At 71.5% G+C, this 19,398-nt stretch carries 20 protein-coding genes; 3 read left to right on the top strand and 17 right to left on the bottom strand.

Translation table 11 applies throughout. The features are described 5' to 3' along the window. Positions 1 to 53: 53 nt before the first annotated feature. Positions 54 to 1,160, bottom strand: coding sequence for a branched-chain amino acid ABC transporter substrate-binding protein (locus AC1ROW_RS03585; protein ID WP_493017478.1), 1,107 nt, complete (start codon positions 1,158 to 1,160; stop codon positions 54 to 56). A gap of 339 nt (positions 1,161 to 1,499) precedes the next feature. On the opposite strand from AC1ROW_RS03585, the gene AC1ROW_RS03590 reads away from it, so the two are divergent. Beyond that, the gene (locus AC1ROW_RS03590) at positions 1,500 to 2,570 is read left to right on the top strand and encodes a GNAT family N-acetyltransferase (RefSeq protein ID WP_493017479.1); all 1,071 of its coding nucleotides are present in this window, start codon (positions 1,500 to 1,502) and stop codon (positions 2,568 to 2,570) included. Between the two features lie 10 nt (positions 2,571 to 2,580). Here AC1ROW_RS03590 and AC1ROW_RS03595 read toward each other — a convergent pair whose 3' ends face one another. The 12 genes from AC1ROW_RS03595 to AC1ROW_RS03650 all read right to left on the bottom strand — a co-directional run bounded on the left by AC1ROW_RS03595 (position 2,581) and on the right by AC1ROW_RS03650 (position 13,968). After that, a complete protein-coding gene (locus AC1ROW_RS03595) occupies positions 2,581 to 2,871 on the bottom strand; it encodes a type II toxin-antitoxin system RelE/ParE family toxin (RefSeq protein ID WP_493017480.1) in 291 nt (96 codons plus the stop codon). Continuing rightward, positions 2,868 to 3,101, bottom strand: coding sequence for a type II toxin-antitoxin system ParD family antitoxin (locus AC1ROW_RS03600; RefSeq protein WP_493017481.1), 234 nt, complete (start codon positions 3,099 to 3,101; stop codon positions 2,868 to 2,870). The genes AC1ROW_RS03595 and AC1ROW_RS03600 overlap by 4 nt, the downstream gene beginning before the upstream one ends. Before the next feature lie 26 nt (positions 3,102 to 3,127). Beyond that, complete coding sequence (gene mutM / locus AC1ROW_RS03605) at positions 3,128 to 4,039, bottom strand: bifunctional DNA-formamidopyrimidine glycosylase/DNA-(apurinic or apyrimidinic site) lyase (protein WP_493017482.1); 912 nt, start codon at positions 4,037 to 4,039, stop codon at positions 3,128 to 3,130. After that, positions 4,017 to 4,730 (bottom strand): ribonuclease III, encoded by a 714-nt coding sequence (gene rnc, locus AC1ROW_RS03610; protein WP_493017483.1) that lies wholly within the window; start codon positions 4,728 to 4,730, stop codon positions 4,017 to 4,019. The genes mutM and rnc overlap by 23 nt, the downstream gene beginning before the upstream one ends. Before the next feature lie 53 nt (positions 4,731 to 4,783). Next, the gene (gene rpmF, locus AC1ROW_RS03615) at positions 4,784 to 4,987 is read right to left on the bottom strand and encodes a 50S ribosomal protein L32 (RefSeq protein WP_055919953.1); all 204 of its coding nucleotides are present in this window, start codon (positions 4,985 to 4,987) and stop codon (positions 4,784 to 4,786) included. Between the two features lie 2 nt (positions 4,988 to 4,989). After that, positions 4,990 to 5,496, bottom strand: a complete 507-nt coding sequence (locus AC1ROW_RS03620; protein WP_493018352.1) for a YceD family protein — start codon at positions 5,494 to 5,496, stop codon at positions 4,990 to 4,992. 77 nt (positions 5,497 to 5,573) lie between these two features. Beyond that, positions 5,574 to 7,838: a transglutaminase TgpA family protein gene (locus AC1ROW_RS03625; protein WP_493017484.1), complete on the bottom strand. Its 2,265-nt coding sequence runs from the start codon at positions 7,836 to 7,838 to the stop codon at positions 5,574 to 5,576. Further along, complete coding sequence (locus AC1ROW_RS03630) at positions 7,831 to 9,186, bottom strand: DUF58 domain-containing protein (RefSeq protein WP_493017485.1); 1,356 nt, start codon at positions 9,184 to 9,186, stop codon at positions 7,831 to 7,833. Before AC1ROW_RS03630 ends, AC1ROW_RS03625 begins: the two co-directional genes overlap by 8 nt. A 3-nt stretch (positions 9,187 to 9,189) precedes the next feature. Then, positions 9,190 to 10,329, bottom strand: a complete 1,140-nt coding sequence (locus AC1ROW_RS03635) for an AAA family ATPase (RefSeq protein ID WP_493017486.1) — start codon at positions 10,327 to 10,329, stop codon at positions 9,190 to 9,192. 13 nt (positions 10,330 to 10,342) lie between these two features. Continuing rightward, complete coding sequence (gene coaD / locus AC1ROW_RS03640) at positions 10,343 to 10,825, bottom strand: pantetheine-phosphate adenylyltransferase (protein ID WP_493017487.1); 483 nt, start codon at positions 10,823 to 10,825, stop codon at positions 10,343 to 10,345. Positions 10,826 to 10,984: 159 nt separating this feature from the next. After that, positions 10,985 to 13,198, bottom strand: a complete 2,214-nt coding sequence (locus AC1ROW_RS03645) for an ATP-dependent DNA helicase RecG (RefSeq protein WP_493017488.1) — start codon at positions 13,196 to 13,198, stop codon at positions 10,985 to 10,987. After that, on the bottom strand, positions 13,195 to 13,968 hold the full coding sequence (locus tag AC1ROW_RS03650) for a hypothetical protein (RefSeq protein ID WP_493017489.1): 774 nt from the start codon (positions 13,966 to 13,968) through the stop codon (positions 13,195 to 13,197). Before AC1ROW_RS03650 ends, AC1ROW_RS03645 begins: the two co-directional genes overlap by 4 nt. A gap of 79 nt (positions 13,969 to 14,047) precedes the next feature. Here AC1ROW_RS03650 and AC1ROW_RS03655 point away from each other — a divergent pair, with 79 nt between their 5' ends. Further along, entirely contained in the window at positions 14,048 to 14,623 is a 576-nt protein-coding gene (locus tag AC1ROW_RS03655) for an RsmD family RNA methyltransferase (protein ID WP_493017490.1), read from the top strand. 119 nt (positions 14,624 to 14,742) lie between these two features. Here the strand turns inward: AC1ROW_RS03655 and thiL are convergent, their stop codons facing one another. Continuing rightward, positions 14,743 to 15,738, bottom strand: coding sequence for a thiamine-phosphate kinase (gene thiL / locus AC1ROW_RS03660; protein ID WP_493017491.1), 996 nt, complete (start codon positions 15,736 to 15,738; stop codon positions 14,743 to 14,745). 26 nt (positions 15,739 to 15,764) lie between these two features. On the opposite strand from thiL, the gene AC1ROW_RS03665 reads away from it, so the two are divergent. Then, positions 15,765 to 16,292, top strand: coding sequence for a DUF3515 family protein (locus AC1ROW_RS03665; RefSeq protein WP_493017492.1), 528 nt, complete (start codon positions 15,765 to 15,767; stop codon positions 16,290 to 16,292). 161 nt (positions 16,293 to 16,453) lie between these two features. On the opposite strand, the gene AC1ROW_RS03670 is transcribed toward AC1ROW_RS03665, so the two are convergent. The 3 genes from AC1ROW_RS03670 to AC1ROW_RS03680 are packed head-to-tail and all read right to left on the bottom strand — an operon-like array spanning position 16,454 to position 19,392. Then, positions 16,454 to 17,548 (bottom strand): D-alanine--D-alanine ligase family protein, encoded by a 1,095-nt coding sequence (locus AC1ROW_RS03670; RefSeq protein WP_493017493.1) that lies wholly within the window; start codon positions 17,546 to 17,548, stop codon positions 16,454 to 16,456. After that, complete coding sequence (locus AC1ROW_RS03675; protein WP_493017494.1) at positions 17,445 to 18,602, bottom strand: NAD(P)H-dependent glycerol-3-phosphate dehydrogenase; 1,158 nt, start codon at positions 18,600 to 18,602, stop codon at positions 17,445 to 17,447. The genes AC1ROW_RS03670 and AC1ROW_RS03675 overlap by 104 nt, the downstream gene beginning before the upstream one ends. Then, complete coding sequence (locus AC1ROW_RS03680) at positions 18,595 to 19,392, bottom strand: lysophospholipid acyltransferase family protein (protein ID WP_493017495.1); 798 nt, start codon at positions 19,390 to 19,392, stop codon at positions 18,595 to 18,597. Before AC1ROW_RS03680 ends, AC1ROW_RS03675 begins: the two co-directional genes overlap by 8 nt. Between the last annotated feature and the right edge of the window lie 6 nt (positions 19,393 to 19,398).

Genomic DNA, 19,398 nt, shown 5'->3' on the forward strand with positions numbered 1-19,398 from the left:
CGAAACAAAGGTGCCGCGGGCCACGGTGGCCCGCGGCACCTTCGCGTGTCGCGTTATCCGATGGTTCCGATCGGGACGATCTTGCCGCCCTCGACCTTGTAGCCGTAGACGGTCGGCGCCTGGAGCTCACCGGTGGAGTCCCACTTGTAGTGCTTGCTCAGGCCGTCGGCGTCGTAGTTCTTCACCCAGTCGACGAGCTTCGCGCGGGTCGTGTTGCCCTTGTCGATGCCGGCGAGCAGGACGGTGGTGGCGTCGTAGCCCTCGATCGAGTAGGTGCCGGGCTCGGCGCTGGCGAGCGTCTTGTAGGCAGACTCGAAGGTGGGGATGAGCTCACCCGGGATGCAGGGGCAGGTGAAGTACGCGTTGCTGGACGCGTTGCCGGCCAGCTTGATGAACTGGTCGTCCTTCACACCGTCGGGGCCGACGAACGTGCCCGTGTAGCCCTTGTTGACCAGCTGCTGGTCGAACGGCGCACCCTCGGCGTAGTAACCCGAGTAGTACACGGCGTCGGGCTTCGCGTTCATGATCTTGGAGATCACGGCCGAGAAGTCCTTCTGGCCGGTCGTCACCTTGTCGGTGCCGATCAGCGCGCTGCCGAGCGCCTTGGAGGTCGTGGTGCCGAGGCCGATCCCGTAGTCGGAGTCGTCCTGGACCAGGTAGACCTTCTTGGCCTGCAGCTTGTCGGTCAGGAACTTCGCCGCCGCCGGGCCCTGGACGGCGTCGTTGCCGAGGCCGCGGAAGAAGGTCTTCCAGCCGTTCTGGGTCAGCGCCGGGTTGGTCGCGGACGGGGTGATGTGCACCAGGCCCTGCTGCTCGAAGATGTTCCCGGTCGCCTTGGACTCACCGGAGAACGGGAGGCCGACGACGCCGACGATGTCGGCCTCGTTGACCGCCTGGGTCACCGGGCCGGTCGCCTTGTTCGGGTCGCCCTCGGTGTCGAACTTCTTGAAGCCGACCTGGCATCCCTTGTTGGACTGGTTGTGCTGGTTGATGGCCAGCTGGATGCCGTTGAAGATATTGATTCCGAGCTGGGCGTTCGGGCCGGTCTCGGCTCCGACGTACGCGATGGTGAGCCCGGAGGGGCAGGTGGCCTTGCCATCACCCGCGGGGAGCACCGCGTCCTTGGGGGTGGAAACCGAGGTGATAGCAGGGATGTTCACCTTCGAGTTGGTGTTGGTGGAGCCCCCGCCTGACGGCTGGTTGGCACACCCAACGAGGAGCAGTGCGACTGACGCTGCAACAGCCGCACCGATCGTGACTTTCTTTCCTAGCATCTTCTGCCTCTCGACGTGAATCCGTGTCGAACGCGGCGTGTTCGCCTCGTCGCACCACGAATATGTGTGCTGAGACTACCTGTAGTGCAAGCATTTGCACCCGCCATTTGCGCGCAGATTTACACGATCGAAACCAAACGGTTCGATGCTCTTCACAGCGGTCTGGACCCGAGTTATGGTGAGTAGTTCGCCGCACATCCGATACGACGAGAGCGGGAGGCAGCGGTGCGCATCGAGCGACTCTCGCCACCCCCGGCGCTCGGCACTGCGGAGTCCCTTCTCTTCGAGGAGCTGGTCGGCGTCCTGAACGGGATCAGCGTGGCGCTCTGGCGGTCGGACGACTTCGTCGCGACGGCCGAAGAGGCCCTGGCCGCATTCCGCGCGCAGGAGTACCAGGAGAAGATCCTCCTGGTGGCGATCGAGGACGGCGTCGTCGTCGGGCGCGTCCAGGCCGACTTCCCGCTCGACGAGGCGGCCGAGACGGTCAGCCTGCTGGTCGACGTGGCGCCCGCCGCGCGCGGTCGCGGGATCGGGTCCGCACTGCTCGCCGCCGGCGAAGAGCTCGCGGCGGAGGGCGGACGGCGTGTGGTCAGCACCTACACCGAGCATCCGGCGGCCACCCTGGGCGACAGCGTGTCGGTCATCCGGGCCCGTGCGGGCTCGGCCGGGCTCCCCGCGGAGTCGCGCGACGTGCGCTTCGCCCTCCGGCACGGCTACCGCCTCGGCCAGATCGAGCGCTCCAGCGAGCTGCTGCTGCCGCTGCCGCGCGCCAGGGAGGCCGGCCTGGCGAGCACAGCGGCCTCCGCCACCGGCTACCGCGCGGTGTCCTGGCTGGGACACGCGCCGGACAGCCTCCTGGAGCCCTTCGCGGCACTCAAGGCGCGCATGTCGACGGACATCCCGCAGAGCGGCATCGCGGTCGACCGCGAAGAGTGGACGGGCGAGCGCGTGCGCGCGCAGGAGCGCGAACTCGCCGAACGCGGCGAGCCGCTGCTGGTGACCGCGGCGGAGCACATCGACACCGGCGAGCTGGCGGCCTACACCGAGATCGCGGTCCCCTCCGACGGCGACAAAGCCGAGCAGTACGACACACTGGTGGCCATCCCGCACCGCGGCCACCGTCTCGGCACGCTCGTGAAGCTCCAGAACATCCACGAGCTGGCGCACCACGCACCCCACATCCACCGGCTGCTGACTTGGAACGCGGACGAGAACGTGCCGATGCTGGCGATCAACCGGGCCTTCGGATTCCAGCTGCACGCCCTGACGGGGCACTGGCAGAAGACGCTGGGGTGAGGGGCTTCTCTTACAGGTGGCGCGTCGGATCCATGCGCTGATGCAGGATGCGGATGACGTCGACACCGCCACCGTTCTCGACGTAGAAGATCAGATAGCTGCCGATCGCGTAGCGCCCATAGCCCGCGCGGATGTCGTCGCAGGCACGGCCGCGGTCGGAGCTCTCCGCGACGCGCTCGATTGCCGCGCGGATCTCGGCCACGTACGTCTCGGCCTGACGCGCATCCCAGTTCTCTTGGGTGAAGTCCCAGATCGAGGAGAGATCGCGTTGCGCCGCCGGGGTGAGCCGGATTCGCGTCACGACTTCTTCGCCGCGATGAACGCGTCGAAGTCGAACTCCTCCGGTTCGCCGCTCTCTTCGCCGGCGACCAGCGCAGCTCGAAGGGCGGACATCTGCGTCTCCTGGTCTTCCAGCAGACGCAACCCGGCGCGCACGACTTCGCTCGCAGAGCGGTAGCGACCGGTCGCCACCTCGTGCGCGAGGAATCCGGCGAAGTGATCATCCAGGCTGATCGAGGTGTTCGTAGCCATGCGGCCAGGTTACCAAGATTTGGTACTCACCGCACCCGCTGACACCGCGGGCAGAAGTGCGACGACCGGTTCATGAACCGCTCCCGCACGATCGCCGTCCCGCACCGCGGGCACGGCTTCCCCTCCTGCCCGTAGACGTTCAGGCTGTGCGAGAAGTACCCCGAGTTCCCGTTGACGTTCACGTACTGCGCGTCGAAGCTCGTGCCGCCCTCCGCGAGAGCCTTCTCCAGGACGTGCCGCGCCTCCGCCAGCAGCATGCGCGCCTTCGCCCGGCTCAGCGTCGACGCCGGCTGCTCGTAGTGGATGCGGGCCGCCCAGAGCGCTTCGTCGGCGTAGATGTTGCCGATTCCGCTGATCACCGTCTGGTCGAGGAGGACGCGCTTGATGCCGCTGTTCTTGCGGGCGAGCGCCGCGAAGAAGCCGGCGTCGTCGAAAGCCGGGTCGAGCGGGTCGCGGGCGATGTGGGAGACCTGGGTCGGGATGAACGGCTCGCGCGTGCCGAGGCCCGCGGCAGCTCCGTCGGCGGTCGGCACCAGCGCGTCCACCGCCATCGAGCCGAAGATGCGCTGGTCCACGAAGTGCACCCACAGCTCGCGGTGGTCGCCGGGCAGCGTGGCCGCTGTCTCGATGTGCAGGCGGATGCGGAGCAGCCCCGCCTCGTCCCAGCCGGGCTCGCGCAGCAGGATCTGGCCGCTCATCCCGAGGTGGGCGACGATGGCGCGGCGCGGAGTGCCCTGCAGCGGGATCCAGAGGAACTTCCCGCGGCGGGCCGGCTCCTCCATCACGCGGCCGGTCAGCAGCGTCTCGAACGCCCCCGCGACCGGGTCGTGGCGTTTCAGCGAACGCGGCTCGAAGACCTCGACCCCGAGGATGGTGGCACCCGTGACCGCCGGCGCCAGGCCGGCGCGGACGACCTCAACCTCGGGGAGCTCGGGCACGGCGGCGGTTCAACTCGGTCCAGGCGCTGAGCGCCGCGGCCATCTCGGCCTGCTTCTTGCTCGTGCCCTCGCCCGTGGCGGTGACGAGGTCGCCGACCGAGACGGTGGCGTGGAAGGTCTTGGAGTGGTCGGGACCCGTGTTCGTCACGGTGTAGACCGGGAGCCCGGCGCCGCGGTGGGCCGCGGCCTCCTGGAGGCTCGTCTTGGGGTCCATCGCCGCCCCGAACCGGTCGGGGTCGGCCAGCAGCGGGTCGACCAGCCGCAGCACGAGCGCCGTCGCCTCGTCGCCGCCCGCGTCGAGGTAGGCGGCGCCGATCAGCGCCTCCACGGTGTCCGCGAGGATGGAGGCCTTGTCGCGGCCGCCACTCTGGTTCTCGCCCCGGCCGAGCCGCAGGTACTGGCCGAGACCGATGCCGCGGGCGACCTCCGCGAGCGCCACCGAGCTGACCAGGCTGGCCCGGCGCTTCGCGAGCTCGCCCTCGTCGAGGTCCGGGTTCTCCCGGAACAGCTTGACGGTGACGGCCTGCCCGAGAATCGAGTCGCCGAGGAACTCCAGGCGCTCGTTGTTCGGGATGCCGCCGTTCTCGTACGCGTACGAGCGGTGGGTCAGCGCAAGCACGAGAAGCTCGGGGTCGATATCGACCCCGAGCTTCTCCAGGAGGGCGGAGTGGTCAGTGTTCTCCCCGACCACGTACTCCCTACCCCCTACTTCTTGTCGTGCGCTGTTCAGCCCTCAGGGCCGGATCAGACGTCGGCGACCTTGCGGCCCTTGTACTCCATGAAGAGGGCGGTGCCCGCGGAGTCCTCGACGACCTTGGCACGGTGCGGGAGGCTGTAGACGACCTTGCCGTTCTCGATCGACTTGACGAGGGTGGGGACCTCGGCCTTCCACTGCGAACGACGGGCGTGGGTGTTGGCGCGAGACTGCTTCCGCTTCGGAACGGCCATGACTATCTCTCTTCTCCAGCCCCGGCGGCCGGGGCGTTGTTGCTGGTGGACTCGGTGTCGGAAGCCTGGAACGCCGCGAGCGCGGACCAGCGAGGATCGATGGTCTCGTTCGGCTTGCGGTCCGGTACATCCGCCAGCCTCTCCCCGGTCTCTGGATCGAGACCCGGGCAGTCCGGCCGGCACACCGGCTGAAACGGCAGTGACAGCACCACCGCATCCCTGATCAGAGGTTCAAGATCCACGTGGTCGTCGTGAACCTCATAATCGAAAGCTTCCGTAGAAGGATACGCGAAAAGTTCCTGGAAATCGACTTCGACAGGCTGGGCGATGTCGATCAGGCACCGTCCGCAGACGCCGGTGGCGGTCGTGTCGGCCTCCGCCGTGACGAGGATGCCCTCGTGCATCGACTCCAGCCGAAGGTCGAGTTCGAGGGTCGCGCCCTCCGGGACCGACAGCAGTCCCTCCCCCAGCTTCTCGTCGACCGGGATGCTGAGGTGCTGCTCCCGCATCTCGCCGGGTCGGCGCATCAGGTCGTACACGTTGACGGTGTACGGAGTCTTTCTGTACGTGCTCACGGTCGACTATTTTACGCGGAGCCGCCGACGCTCGCAGGCGACCGCCAGCCGGCTGGCAGCAACGACACAGGAATCAACGCCGCCTTCAGCCGCACGCCGCGTCCCGCCTGCGCCTCGAGCGCGGCGATCACACGCTGCAGGTCGTCGGCGAGGCCCACGGCGACGGCGCGGGTCGGCGGCCCGAACGCGTCGCGCTCGCGCACGTCCAGCAGGCGCAGCACGGCCTCCTCGCCCGGCGTGCCCGCGACGGCGGCGGCGATGCGGCGCGCGAACACGCGCGGCGTCTCGGTGTCGGGCGCCGACCAGCCGAGGTCGCGCGCGGTGTCGCGCAGCTCGTCCCACACGATCGAGGCGCCGCCCCAGGACTCCGAGAGCCGTCTCAGCCGGGCCCGCCTGCGCATCCGGCGCATCACCGCGGGCGTCAGCAGCACCGCGAGCACGAGCAGCGCGACTCCGAGCCCGGATAGCACCGGCTGCAGCGGCGACGGCGGCGTGGTGCCGCCGGCGCCTGCGACGTTCGGCTGGTCCGTGGGGACGAGACGCTTCGGCGCCGCCGACGCGCCGGGCGCCGACGTCGGAGCGGCCTGGTCCGGCGTGGCGTTCGGCCGGGTGTAGCTCGGGATCGTGCCGCGGCCGACCGTCGGCTCGAACGGCACCCAGCCGACGCCGGCGAAGTACAGCTCCGGCCACGCGTGCAGGTCGTCGCTGGTCACGGTGTACGTGCCAGGGCTGTTCGCCGTCCCGCCGGTGGACGTGCCGGGCAGGTAGCCCTCCGCCACGCGGGCCGGGATGCCGAGGCTGCGCGCCATCAGCGCCATCGCCGACGCGAAGTGGACGCAGTAGCCGCTCTTGACCTGGAGGAACTTCGCGATCACCTGCGCGCCGTCGCCGTCATAGCCCTGCTTGAGCGGCGTCTGCGTGGAGTAGATGAAGCCGTTGTCGCGGAAGTAGTCCTGCAGCGCCACCGCCTTGTCGTACTCCGACACCGCCCCCGCCGTGGCCGTCAGAGCGGTCTGCCCGATGATCGCCGGGAGGTTGGAGGGGACGAAGAGGTCGCGTTGGAGGTCGGCCGGCACGATGCCGCCCGCCGCCTTGAGCTGGTCGGCCGTCGGCGCGAGCACCAGGCTGGTCGCGGTGTACTTCTGGCCCTGTGTCGTCACGTTGATGCCGCCGAGAGTCAGATCGTCGGGATCCCACGACCAGGTGCCGTTCAGGCCCTTCACCGCCTGCACCGGAGCGGGCACCGGGAGCCAGCGGCTGGTCATGTCGTCGATCTCAACGGAGGTGCTGATCTTGGACCGCTTGACGCTGTCGGAGAGCCCGGGGATCGGGCCCACCGTGACGCCGTCGGACAGCCGCTTGGTGTCGCGCTCCCGGTGCTTCCAGACCGAGCCGGTGAACTGGTCGAGCGAGGCGAGCTTGAGGTACTGCCCGGCGGCGGCGGTGGTCGTGTACGTAAGCGCGCGCACCGCGGCGGGCCGGCGGAGGTCCTTGCCGAGGTCGATCAGCGGGGTCACGGTGCCGCCGATCGAGATGCCGCCGGCCGTGAAGGAGGTCGCGCCGCCCTTGTCGAACCCCGGCGCCGTCCCGGACAGCAGCATCGCGACGACGATCGCCGCGGATCCCACGGACAGCGCGGCTCCCGGCCGGCCCGCCCCCGCGCGCCGGGTGCGCACGTCGCTGCGCAGCAGCCACAGGTACGCGACCGCCGACGCCGCCAGCGCGACCGGGTCCAGCCCGTCCCCCAGCAGCGCGCCGGGAACCACGAGCACGGCGGCGACCCCGACCGCGGTGAAGGCAGGGGTGCGGATCGCCACGGCCAGGACGTCCAGGACGATCGCGATGAGGCACGCGCCGCCCACGACCAGGAAGATGAACTCGGGCAGGCTCTCGGCGGGCGTGCCCTGCTGGTAGATCGACAGCATCGCCTGCTGCAGGTACACGCCCCAGCGCTGCACGGTCGCCGCCGTCGGGATGAGCCCGAGCAGGCCGGTCCCGGTGCCGAACGCCGCCGTCATGATCATGGCCGCGAGCACGAGCTCCAGCACGGGGACGAGCCCGCGGTGCACGCCGACGGCGCGCAGACCCGCGCCGCTGACCAGCAGGAAGGAGCTGGTCAGCATGAGCGCGAACCACCAGGTCGGTCCCTGGATGAGGCCGCCCAGGGCGAAGCTGAGCGCCAGCATCTGCAGCACCAGTGCGCCGGTGATCCGCCAGTAGGCCTGGCGCCGGCGCCGGACCCCGGTCAGCCCGAGCGGGACGGCCTCGCTAACCATGGCCCACCACCGCCCGCTGACGGTCGAGGGCGCGCTGCCAGCACTCGGCGGCGTCGTCGCCCGCGGCGAACGGCACGCAGAGCCAGCCCGCGTCGCCGAGCACCTCCTCCACCTCGGGCGCCGCGCCCTCGCCGACGAACGCGACCGCGGGATCGCCCATCCCGCGCAGTGCGGCGAGCGAGCCGAGCTCGGGCGTCCCGTCGAGGAGCACCGCGAAGATCGGGACCGCCCGGCCGGCCCGGCGCAACCCCGAGGCCAACTCGGCGACCGCGTCGTCGCGCGTGACCGGTGACGCCTCGACCGCGGCCAGGTCGGCGAGCAACAGCCGGTCGGCTGTGCCGCGGTCGTAGGTGGGCGTGATCGACCCCAGCGTGCCTGTCCTGCCCGCGCCGCTGCGGCCCGAGAGCTGCCGCGGGGCGGTCTCCACCACGCTGAGGACGAAGCCCTCGTCGAGAAGGTGCACGCCCACCGACGCGACCAGCTCCATCAGCGTCTCGAACAGCGCGTCCTCCGGCTCGTACGCGCTCCGGGCGGCCGGCGGACGGACCGCGCCCACCTGCGCCGGCGCGGGCCGGGTGTCCATCAGGATCCAGGCCTCCGGGTTGCTGCGCTGCTCCTCCTGGCGGACCATCAGCTTGTCGTGCCGGGCCGTCGCCCGCCAGTGCACGCGGCGCAGCGGGTCGCCCGGCCGGTACTCGCGCGCGATCAGCTCGTCGGCGCTCGGGATGCTGTGCCGCTGCAGCTCGTGCTCGGCGCCCTCGCTGTGCGCCACGTCCAGCTCGCCGCTCGACAGCGGCACCACGCGCGGCGTCACCAGCAGCTGCCGCGGCTGCCCGACCGCGTATTCCGCGTACGCCACCCCGAACGGGTCCGTCCGGCTCACGATCAGCGGGCCCACCGGGTGCGACCCGCGCTTGAAGGCGACCACGTCCTGCCGCAGCACGACCGTGTCGCGGCCGTGCGCGACATTCACCTGGTGGGCGCCCAGCCGCGGGAACGGTGCGGATCCCTGCACCTCGATCCCGGCCGGGGCGTACTCGCGCCACCGAGCCGGAGGGCTGGGCCGGGCGGCCTGGTTGCGCGCGGTCGTGACGATGGTCGCCTGCTCCCCGACGGCGACGACGTCCGGATGGAAGCTGCGGGCGACGGTGAGCCGCGGCCGGTCGAGGGTGACCGAGATCATCGCCGCCAGCGGCAGCACGGTCAGGAAGACGCCGACGAAGAGCACGTCGGTTCGGCCGAAGAACGCGGAGGCGGCCAGCGCGACGACGCCGACGGCGCCGAAGGTCCAGCCGCGCGCGGTGGGGCGCGGCTTCTTCAGGGGCGAAGGCCCCCCGCGCCCGGCCACGGCCTACTCGCCGCCGGTGCGCGCGGCTCCGGAGGCGGCCCGGGTGCCGGTCGCCGCGCTGTTCCGTCCCGCGCTGTTCCGCTCCTGGCCGCTGGCGCCGCCGATCGCGCCGGAGCCGACCGGCACCGGCGTCGCCGCGACGATCCGGCGCACGATGTCCGCGATGACGGGAGCGCTCTCGTGGTGGTGGCCCAGCGCGCGGCTGGTCGGCAGCAACCGGTGACCGAGCACCGGGACCGCCAGGGCGTCGATGTCGTCCGGCAGCACGAAGTCCCGGCCGTCGAGCGCCGCCATCGCCTTGGCCGCGCGGACGAGCTGAAGCGTCGCGCGCGGGCTCCCGCCCAGACGGAGGTCGCGGTCCTCGCGGGTCGCCCGCACCAGATCCACCGCGTACTGCTTGACCGGCGTCGACGCGAACACCGCCCGCGCCGTCGTCATCATCGAGCGCAGCTCCTCCGACGTGACCACCGGCCCGATCCGGGACAGCGGGCTGGAGGTGTCGCGAGTGGTCAGCATCGCGAGCTCGGAGTCGTCGTCCGGGTAGCCCATCGCGATGCGGGCCATGAACCGGTCGCGCTGCGCCTCCGGGAGGGCGTAGGTGCCCTCCATCTCCACCGGGTTCTGGGTCGCCACGACGATGAACGGCGCGGCCAGCGGATACGTCGAGCCATCGACCGTGACCTGCCGCTCCTCCATGCACTCCAGCAGCGCTGACTGCGTCTTCGGGCTGGCCCGGTTGATCTCGTCGCCGATGACGATGTTGGCGAAGACCGCGCCCGGCTTGAACTCGAAGCGCCGCTCCGCCTGGTTGTAGACCGAGACGCCCGTCACGTCGCTCGGCAGCAGGTCGGGGGTGAACTGGATGCGGCTGACCGAGCAGTCCACCGACTTCGCCAGCGACTTGGCCAGCATGGTCTTGCCGACGCCCGGCACGTCCTCGATCAGCAGGTGGCCCTCGGCCAGCAGGACGACGAGCGCCGTCTGCACGGCCTCGTGCTTGCCGTCGATGACGGACTCCACATTGGCGGTGATCTGCTCCGCGGCGCGCCGCAGCTCGTCCAGGTCCATGCCCGGCGCGGGCAGGCCCACCTCCTCGGGTGCGACCGAGGACTCCGTGGGCTGGCGCGTCGCGTAACTGTTCATCTCTCCACCCGGGTCATGTGGTTGACAGCAGCTCTGATACGGCGGGAGGCACGTAGGGGCTCACGTCCCCGCCGAGGTTGGCGACCTGGCGCACGAGGGAGCTCGACACGTGCGCGTTCGCCGGATCGGGAAGCAGGAAGACCGTCTCGACGTCGGCGAGGTGGCGGTTCACGATCGCCATCGGCGTCTCGTATGCGACGTCCACCTGGGAACGGATGCCCTTGACGAGCACGTCCGCTCCCACATCGGTGCAGTAGTCGACCAGCAGGCCGACCGACCAGGAGGCCACGATGATCCGGCCCTGGATGCCGGCGTTCTCGATCGAGCGCTCGATCAGCGCGACGCGCTGCGCGATGGGCAGCAGCGCCGACTTGTCCGGGTTGTGCACCACGAGAACGTGGACCTCGTCCCACAGCCGAGCGGCTCGCTCGATGACATCGAGATGCCCGAGAGTGACCGGGTCGAACGATCCAGGGACTACGGCGATCCTGTTCATAGGGCACCAGACTATTACGCGATTCCCGGCTATTCGTTGTGAATCCGTTATCTTCCCAGGGCAGCGCGCCGCGTGGCCCGGCGGCGCTGCGATTCGTGACGAATGTCGCGAATAGCGGCGCCAGAGTCGACATTCGTCACGAATGTCCGGGCGCGCGCCTCACGACTTGCCGAGGAAGGCCCGCTCGGACTCGTCGAGGCGGCGGGCGAGCGCCGCGGCGAGGGCGGGATGCGCGGCGAGGCCGCCGTCGTCCAGTGTCTCGGCGGCGGCGACGCGCGCCTCCGCGATGAGCTCGCCGTCCGAGACCACCCGCAGCAACTTGAGCGACGACCGGCCGCCCGACTGCCGGCTGCCGAGCACGTCGCCCTCGCGGCGCAGTTCGAGGTCGACGTTGGCGAGCTCGAACCCGTCGAGCGTCGCCGCGACCGCGTCGACCCGCTCGCGGGCGAGCGAGCCCTCCTCTGCGGAGGTGACGAGCAGGCAGAGCCCGGGGATGTCGCCGCGCCCCACCCGGCCGCGGAGCTGGTGGAGCTGCGAGACGCCGAACCGGTCGGCGTCGAGCACGATCATCGCGGAGGCATTCGGCACGTTGACGCCGACCTCGATCACGGTGGTGGCGATCAGGAGGTCGAGGTCGCCGGCGGCGAAGGCGCGCATGACCGCGTCCTTCTCGTCGGAGGACAGCCGCCCGTGCAGCACGCCGACGCGCGACTGCGCGAACAGCGGGTCGGCGCGGACCTGGGCGGCGACGGACTCGACGTTGGCGGTGGGCCGGGGCGGACCGCCGGCCTCGTCCGCGTCGGGAGCCGGAGCGTCCTCACCGTCGTCCTCCGCCTCCTTGGCGCTGATCGCCGGGCACACCACGAACACCTGCCGGCCGCGCGCGATCTCCTCGGACGCCCGCTCCCAGATCCGGCGCTCCCAGCCCGGTCGGTCGGCGAGCGGGACGACGAAGCTCGCGATGCCCTGACGGCCGGCGGGGAGTTGCGCGATCGTGGAGACCTCCAGGTCGCCGAACACCGTCATCGCGACCGTGCGCGGGATGGGCGTCGCCGTGAGCACGAGGACGTGCGGAGGCGTCCCACCCTTCGCACGCAGCGCCTCCCGCTGCTCGACGCCGAAGCGGTGCTGCTCGTCAACCACGACGAGGCCGAGGTCGAAGAACGTGACGGCGTCGCCGAGCAGCGCGTGCGTGCCGACCACGATGCGGGACTGCCCGCTCACCGTGCGCAGCAGCGCCCGCTTGCGCTCGGCGGTGGAGAGCTGGCCGGTGAGGAGCGTCGGCATCAGCTCGGCTGACAGGTCGGGGCCGAGCATGTCCGCGATCGAGCGCAGGTGCTGGGCGGCCAGGACCTCCGTCGGCGCGAGCAGCGCGGACTGGCCCCCGCTGTCGGCCACGGCGAGCATCGCCCGCAGCGCGACCAGGGTCTTGCCCGAACCCACCTCGCCCTGCACGAGCCGGTGCATCGGCTCGGCCGAGTCGAGGTCCTGGGAGATCTCGCGCCCGACATCGGCCTGGTCGCCGGTCAGGGTGAACGGCAGGATGGCGTCGAAGCGTTCCAGGAGACCGCCGGGCGCCGCCTGCCGCGGGGTGGCCGCGACCGAGCGGTTCTCCGCGCGCTGCTGCAGGAGCGCGGCCTGCAGCACGAACGCCTCCTGGAAACGCAGCGCGTCGCGGGCCCGCTGCCACTCGGCGTTCTTCTGCGGCCGGTGGATGCCCTCCAGCGCCTCGCGGAACCGCAACAGCCCGCGCTCGGCCGCGATCGCCGTCGGCACCGGGTCCGGGCACGGCCCCAGCGCGTCGAGCGCCAGGCCGACCGCTTTCTGCACCTGCCAGCTCGCGACCGTGCCGGTCGCCGGGTAGATCGGGATCGGAGTCTGCGCCCACTCCTTCGCCGCCGCGCTGCCGGGCGCCACGGCGTTCTCCGCGTCCTCGGCGAACAGCTCGTAGTCGGGGTGGGCGAGCTGGAGGGCGCCCCGGTAGGCGGACACCTTGCCGGCGAAGATGCCGCGCACGCCCGGCGCGAGCTCCTTCGCACGCCAGGCCTGGTTGAAGAAGGTGAGGGTCAGGATGCCCTCGCCGTCGGAGATCTTGACCTCCAGGATGGACCCGCGCCTGGCTCGCATCGGGCGCTCCTGCACCCGCACCACCTCCGCCACGATCGTGACGTGCTCGTCCAGCGGAAGGTTCGCCAGCGCGGTCAGTTCGCCGCGCGACGCGTACCGGCGCGGGTAGTGCGCGAGCAGGTCGGCGACGGTGCGCATCCCGAACGCCTTCTCGAAAGCGGAGGCCGTGCGGCCGCCCAGCACCCCGGTCAGCCGGGTCTCGAGCGCGACGGTGCCGCCGGAGGCCGGGGCGGTGCTGGAGGTCATGGTTCGATCGTAGGGGCCGCCTCCGTCGCCGCGTCGCGCACGTGCGCCTCGACCTCGGCGAGTGCGGCGAGCTCGTCCGCCACATCGCCCTCCCCCGGGCGCTCTGCCGCGAGCCGCATCTGGATGTCCAGGGCCTCCTGCCAGCGGCCGACCTCGCGCAGGCAGCGCGCGAACGACCAACGCGCGGCGAACTGCTGGTCGAGCGTGCCGTAGCGCTCCGCGGCCTCCAGGGCGGACTCGAACGAGCCGAGCGCTTCGTGCGGGAGGCCGGCGTCGAACAGCGCCCAGCCGCGGTTGTTGTGCAGGGCGACGCCCCAGCGCAGCGTGCGGGGATCGGTGACGTCCGCGAGCTCGGCGAGACCCTCCTCGGTCCACTGCTCGGCGCGGGCCGGATCGGCGATGGCGAGCATGTGGGCGGCGTCGACCGCGAGGTACGGGTCGTCGTCGCGGCGCGCCGCCAGCAGCGCGCTCTCGAACAGCGGGATCGCCTCCGACCGCCGCCCTTCGGTGTTGCGGAGCCGGCCGCGCTCCAGCAGGATCCGCACGGCGAGCGTGCCACCGGCCGGCTCCAGGGAGTCGAGCAGAGCGTCCGCCTCGGCGAAGCGGCCCTGGAGGCCGAGGGCTCGGGCGCGCTGGGTCTCCAGCTCGGCGCGCACCAACTCGGGGCGGTCGGGTTCGGCGGCGGCGATCGCGAAGCGTTCGGCGGAGGCGACCGGGTCGTCGAACCGCCACAGGGCGTCGAGTTCCGCCTGCTGGAGGCGTTCGTCCATCCTCCTATTCTGCTGGCGGCGCGGCGGCACCGCTAGGCTTTCCGAACTCGCGGGGCGGCACCGCTAGGCTCGGAAGGCTATGACCCGAATCGTCTCCGGCTTCGCCGGCTCGCTGACGCTCCAGGTGCCGAAGAGCGGCACGCGCCCGACCAGCGACCGCGTGCGCGAAGCGGTGTTCTCCGGGCTGGATGCGCGCGACGCCGTCCGCGGGGCACAGGTGCTCGACCTGTTCGCCGGCTCGGGCGCCCTCGGGCTGGAGGCCGCCAGCCGCGGAGCCGCACGGGTGCTTCTGGTGGAGAAGTCGGCGGCGGCCGCGGCGATCTGCCGGCGGAACGCCGAAGCCGTCGTGCGCGCGGCGCCGAAGGAGGCCCGGCCCGAGGTGGACGTGCGAGCGACGGCGGTGCTTCCCTACCTGGCGTCCGCCGGGTCGTCGGCCGCCCGCTTCGACCTGGTGTTCGTGGACCCGCCCTACGACCTCCCGGACACCGAGCTGCTCGCGGTGCTCACCGCGCTGGCCCCGCTGCTCACCGACGACGCCCTGGTCTGCGTCGAGCGAAGCACCCGCGACGGCGCCCCGAGCCTCCCACCGGCCCTGGTCCTCGACCGCACCCGCACCTACGGCGAGACCGCCGTCCACTACCTCTCCCCCGCCTGACCTCCGCCGCCCCGCCACCGTCGCCACCGGAGGACTCAAGCCCTCCGCAGCCGCCGATCTCCTCCGCTGGCTGATCCGGCCCGGCGTGTCGGCTCCGATGTCCTCCGCTGGCCCCGGCCTCAGCCGCTGTGCCCGTCCCACTCCAGGTACGGGTCCCAGCCGCCGCGCTCGTCGAAAAGGTGGCCGTCCACCAGGAGTCCGGCGCCCTCGCGGACCGTGCCGACACGGCGGAAGCCACCGGGAAGGGCCGTGCCGGGCGGGAAGCAGGCGAGAAGCCCGTGGTCCTCTCCCCCGGTCAGCGCCGTGAGCGGGTCGTCGCCGAGGGCCCCACGGTCGAGGTCGATGGCGACGCCGCTCGCCTCGGCCACCCGGCGGGCGTCGAGGGCGAGGCCGTCACTGAGGTCGAGCATCGCCGTCGCGCCGGCGTCGGCGGCGAGCGGGCCGTCTGCCACGGGAGGTCGGGGCCGCAGTTGCGCGCCGACCAGGTCGGGATGCGCGGCGGCGACGGCCGCGAACCGCTCGCGGTCGGGCACGCCGTCCACATCCACGGCCTCTGCGAACAGCAGCCGGAGGCCCGCCGCCGCGGCGCCGAGAGCCCCGGACACCGCCACCACGTCACCCGGGCGCGCCCCGCTCCGCAGGACCGGCGCGCGCCCCTGCAGGTCGCCGAACGCCGTCACCGCGAGCGTCAGCGTGTCCGAGGCCGACAGGTCGCCGCCGACCACGCCGCAGCCCGGCGCGAGCTCGGCGCAGGCCGCGCGGAAGCCGTCCGCGATGTGCTCGAGCGCGGACACCGGGAATGTCTGCGGCGCGGCGATCGCGACCACGAGGGCCGTCGGCACCGCACCCATCGCGGCGACGTCGGACAGGTTGGTCGCCGCGGCCTTCCAGCCGAGGTCCTCCGGCGACGACCAGGCCAGCCGGAAGTCGGGGCCGTGCACCATCATGTCCGTCGTGACGACGAACCGGCCGTCCGGCGCTGCGAGCACCGCGGCGTCGTCGCCGGGCCCGACGAGCGTCGCCGACGACTCCGGCAGCCGCGGGAAGATGCGCTTCAGCGCCTCGCGTTCCGACGCGCCGGCGACGGTCTCCGCCGCGCTCCCAGAATCCACCATGACTCCCAACGGTAGCCTGAATCCTGATGTCCGCTCGCCGCTCCGCCCTCGCCCTCGTGCTCGCCGCCGCCGCGCTCGCCCTGACCGGGTGCGCGCCCGCGGTCTCCCTCGATCCCGGCGCCGACGCGAACAACCCGGGCTGCGCCGAGATCTCCGTGCGCCTGCCCGACACGGTGGCAGACAAGGGCCGCCGCCAGACCGACGCGCAGGCGACCGGCGCCTGGGGCGACCCGGCCGCCGTGCTGCTGCGCTGCGGCGTCCCGCCGATCGGGCCGACCACCAAGCCGTGCGTCAATGTGAGCGGCGTCGACTGGGTGCTGATGTCGAACCCCGCCGCGAAGCAAGTCGTCTACCAGACCTTCGGCCGCACACCGGCGACGGAGGTCATCATCGACCACGTCTCGGGAGCCTCCGACGCCGCCGTCCTCCCCGAGTTCGCGTCGGCCATCTCCAGCGTCAAGCAGACGGAGAAGTGCCTCTCCACGCTGGACACCACGCTCACGCCGCCGCCCACGGCGCCCACGCCGACGCCCACTCCCACCCCGACGCGCTGATCCCTCGCACATTCGGCACGAATGTCGCCTTATGTGCACGCATTCGCGACATTCGGCACGAATCGCGGCGCGCGCAGCTGCGCACCTTCGTGACGAATGTCGCGTGAGGCGCCGCGATACGCGACATTCGGCACGAATCGCGGCGCGGAGGGCTACGGGGGCTACGCCGCGCGAGCGACGGCGACCTCGACCAGCTCGGTGATCAGCTCCGGGTACGCCAGCCCCGACTCCTGCCAGCAGCGCGGGAACATGGAGATCGGCGTGAAGCCCGGCATGGTGTTGATTTCGTTCACCACGAAGCCATCGGCGGTGAGGAAGAAGTCCACCCGGGACAGCCCCTCCGCTCCGATGGCGTCGAACGCCCGGACACCGAGGTCGCGCATCTCGGCCAGCTCGGCCTCCGTGAGCTCGGCCGGGCAGACCAGCTCGATGCCGGGCGCGTCCAGGTACTTGGCCGCGAAGTCGTAGAAATCGCGGCCCGTGATGACGATCTCGCCGGCGACCGAGGCACGCGCGGGCTGCCCCGGACGCCCTCCCAGCACCGCGATCTCCACCTCGCGGCCCACCACCGCCGACTCGATGAGCACGCGGTCGTCCTCGGCGAGGGCGGTGTCGATCGCCGCTGGCAGGTCGTCCCAGGACGTCACCTTGGAGACGCCGACGCTGGAGCCGGCGCGGGCCGGCTTCACGAACGCCGGGAGCCCGAGCAGCTCGGCCTCGCGGCGCACCGCCTCCCGATCGGTCGCCCACTGGTACGCGGTCACGGTCTGCCACGGCGCGACGGGGATGCCCGCCTGCTGCAGCACCGTCTTGGTGAAGTGCTTGTCCATCCCGAGCGCACTCGCGAGCACACCGCTGCCGACGTACGGCAGTCCGACGAGCTCGAGCATCCCCTGGACCGTGCCGTCCTCGCCCCAGGGCCCGTGCAGGATCGGGAAGACGACGTCGACGGCGCCGAGCGACGAGCGCGTGCCGTCGGCTCCCACCACGGAGAGCTCGCGCGACGCCGACGACTCCGGCCAGACGATGCGCGAGCCGTTGTCCTCCACCTCCGGGAGGGTCTCGGTGTTCAGCGCGAAGCGCGCCGCGTCGTCCGGCTGGAGTGTGAAGGCCCCGTCGTGGGTGATGCCGACGGGGATGACGTCGTAGCGGTCACGGTCGATCGCCGCCAGCACTCCCGCCGCCGTCGCGCAGCTGATCGAATGCTCGCTTGAGCGACCTCCAAACAGAAGTGCGACTGCGACCTTGTCCGTCATCCGTTGTCCTCTCTCCCTGGGGTTCGTCGTCCTCGGTGGTCAGATGGGGGGCGATGTCCTTGGGGTCGAGCGTGCCGGCGAGCACCTGGCTCACCTGGCGGACGATCGGCATGTTCACGCCGCGCTCCTCCGCGAGACGCAGGATGGGCGCGACCGAGGCGAGGCCCTCCGCCGTCTGGTTCATCTGCTTGACGACGTCGTTGAAGCTGTAGCCCTGGCCCAGCAGGCGTCCGGCCGTGTTGTTGCGGCTGAGCGACGACTCGCAGGTGGCGATCAGGTCGCCGAGGCCCGCGAGGCCGGAGAGCGTCACGGCCTCCGCGCCGTAGGCGACGGCGAAGTCGGTCATCTCGACCAGGCCGCGCGTGATGATGGAGGCCTTGGTGTTCTCGCCGTAGCCGACGCCGTCCACGATGCCGATCGCCACGGCGATGAGGTTCTTGAGCACGCCGCCGAACTCCGTGCCGATCACGTCGGTGTTCACGAAGCTGCGGAAGTAGCGGTTGGTGGCGGCCATCGCCACGGCCTGGGCGGTCTCCAGGCTCACCGACGACACCACGGCGGCGGTCGGCTGCTCGCGCGCGATCTCCAGCGCCAGGTTGGGGCCGGAGGCGACCGCGATCCGCTCGAGGTCGATCGGCAGGCCCTGCGCGATCACCTCGCTCATCCGCAGGCCGGTTCCCTTCTCGACGCCCTTCATCAGGCTGACGAGGATGGTCTCCGGCCCCAGGTGCGGGGCGATGGCCTCCAGGTTGGAGCGCAGCGTCTGGCTCGGGATCGACACGAACACCTGCTCGGCGCCGCGCATCGCCTCGCCGATGTGGGAGGTCGCGCGCAGGTTGCGCGGCAGGTTGATGCCCTCCAGGTAGTCGCTGTTGCGCTTCACCTCGTTGATCTCGCGCGCCAGCTCCGGGCGTCGTGCCCAGAGGACGACGTCGTTGCCGCCGTCGGCCAGGATCTTCGCGAAAGTGGTCCCCCAGCTTCCGGCGCCGAGCACGGCGATGCGGCGGGGAGGCGGTGTCGGTCGTGCGGCCGTCCGGCCTTTCCTGTCAGCCATCAAAGCGGCCGGTCTCCTTCTGGTTGTGCGCCGCCGGGTCCCAGCGGGTCGCCGGCGCCTTCTCGCCGCGCAGGTCCTCCAGCAGCGCGGTGATCGCGTTCATGATGACCTCGGTCGCCTCGGTGAGGGTCGCCTGGTCGAGGCTGCGGCCCCGGAACGCCGACAGGTCGACCGGGTCGCCGACCTTGACCGCGATGGTCTTGCGCGGGAAGAAGCTGATCTTCTTCGCGTAGCGCGCCATCACCTGCTGCGTGCCCCAGTGCGCGATCGGGATGACGGGGAGGTCGTGCTCCAGCGCCATCCGGGCCGCGCCGGTCTTGCCGCGCATCGGCCACATGTCGGGGTCGCGCGTCAGCGATCCCTCCGGGTAGATGATGACGACCTTGCCGTCGTCGACGATCTTCTGAGCCTCGGCCAGCGGAGCGGCGCCGCGAGCGGACCCGCCGCGCGCGACGGGCACCTGACCGGACTTGCGCAGGAACCAGCCGGCGACCGGGATGCGGAACAGGCTCTCCTTGGCGAGGAACCGCGGGAGGCGCCCGAGCTTCCAGACCACCATGCCAATCATGACCGGGTCGATCTCGCTGTAGTGGTTCGGCGCGATGATCGCGGCGCCGTGGCGCGGCAGCTTCTGCCCGTCGGTGATCCGGAACCGCGCGAGGATGCTCGCCAGCGGGATGACGAGAGCGGCCAGCACCCAGAAGATCGAGGGCCGGCCCTTCTCGGAGCGCTGCCGAGCGGAGGACGCGGGCGCGGACGGGTTCACGGGTTCATCGGGACGGGGCACCATCCCATT

The organism is Leifsonia sp. GW821-FHT13C09 (assembly GCF_058806435.1).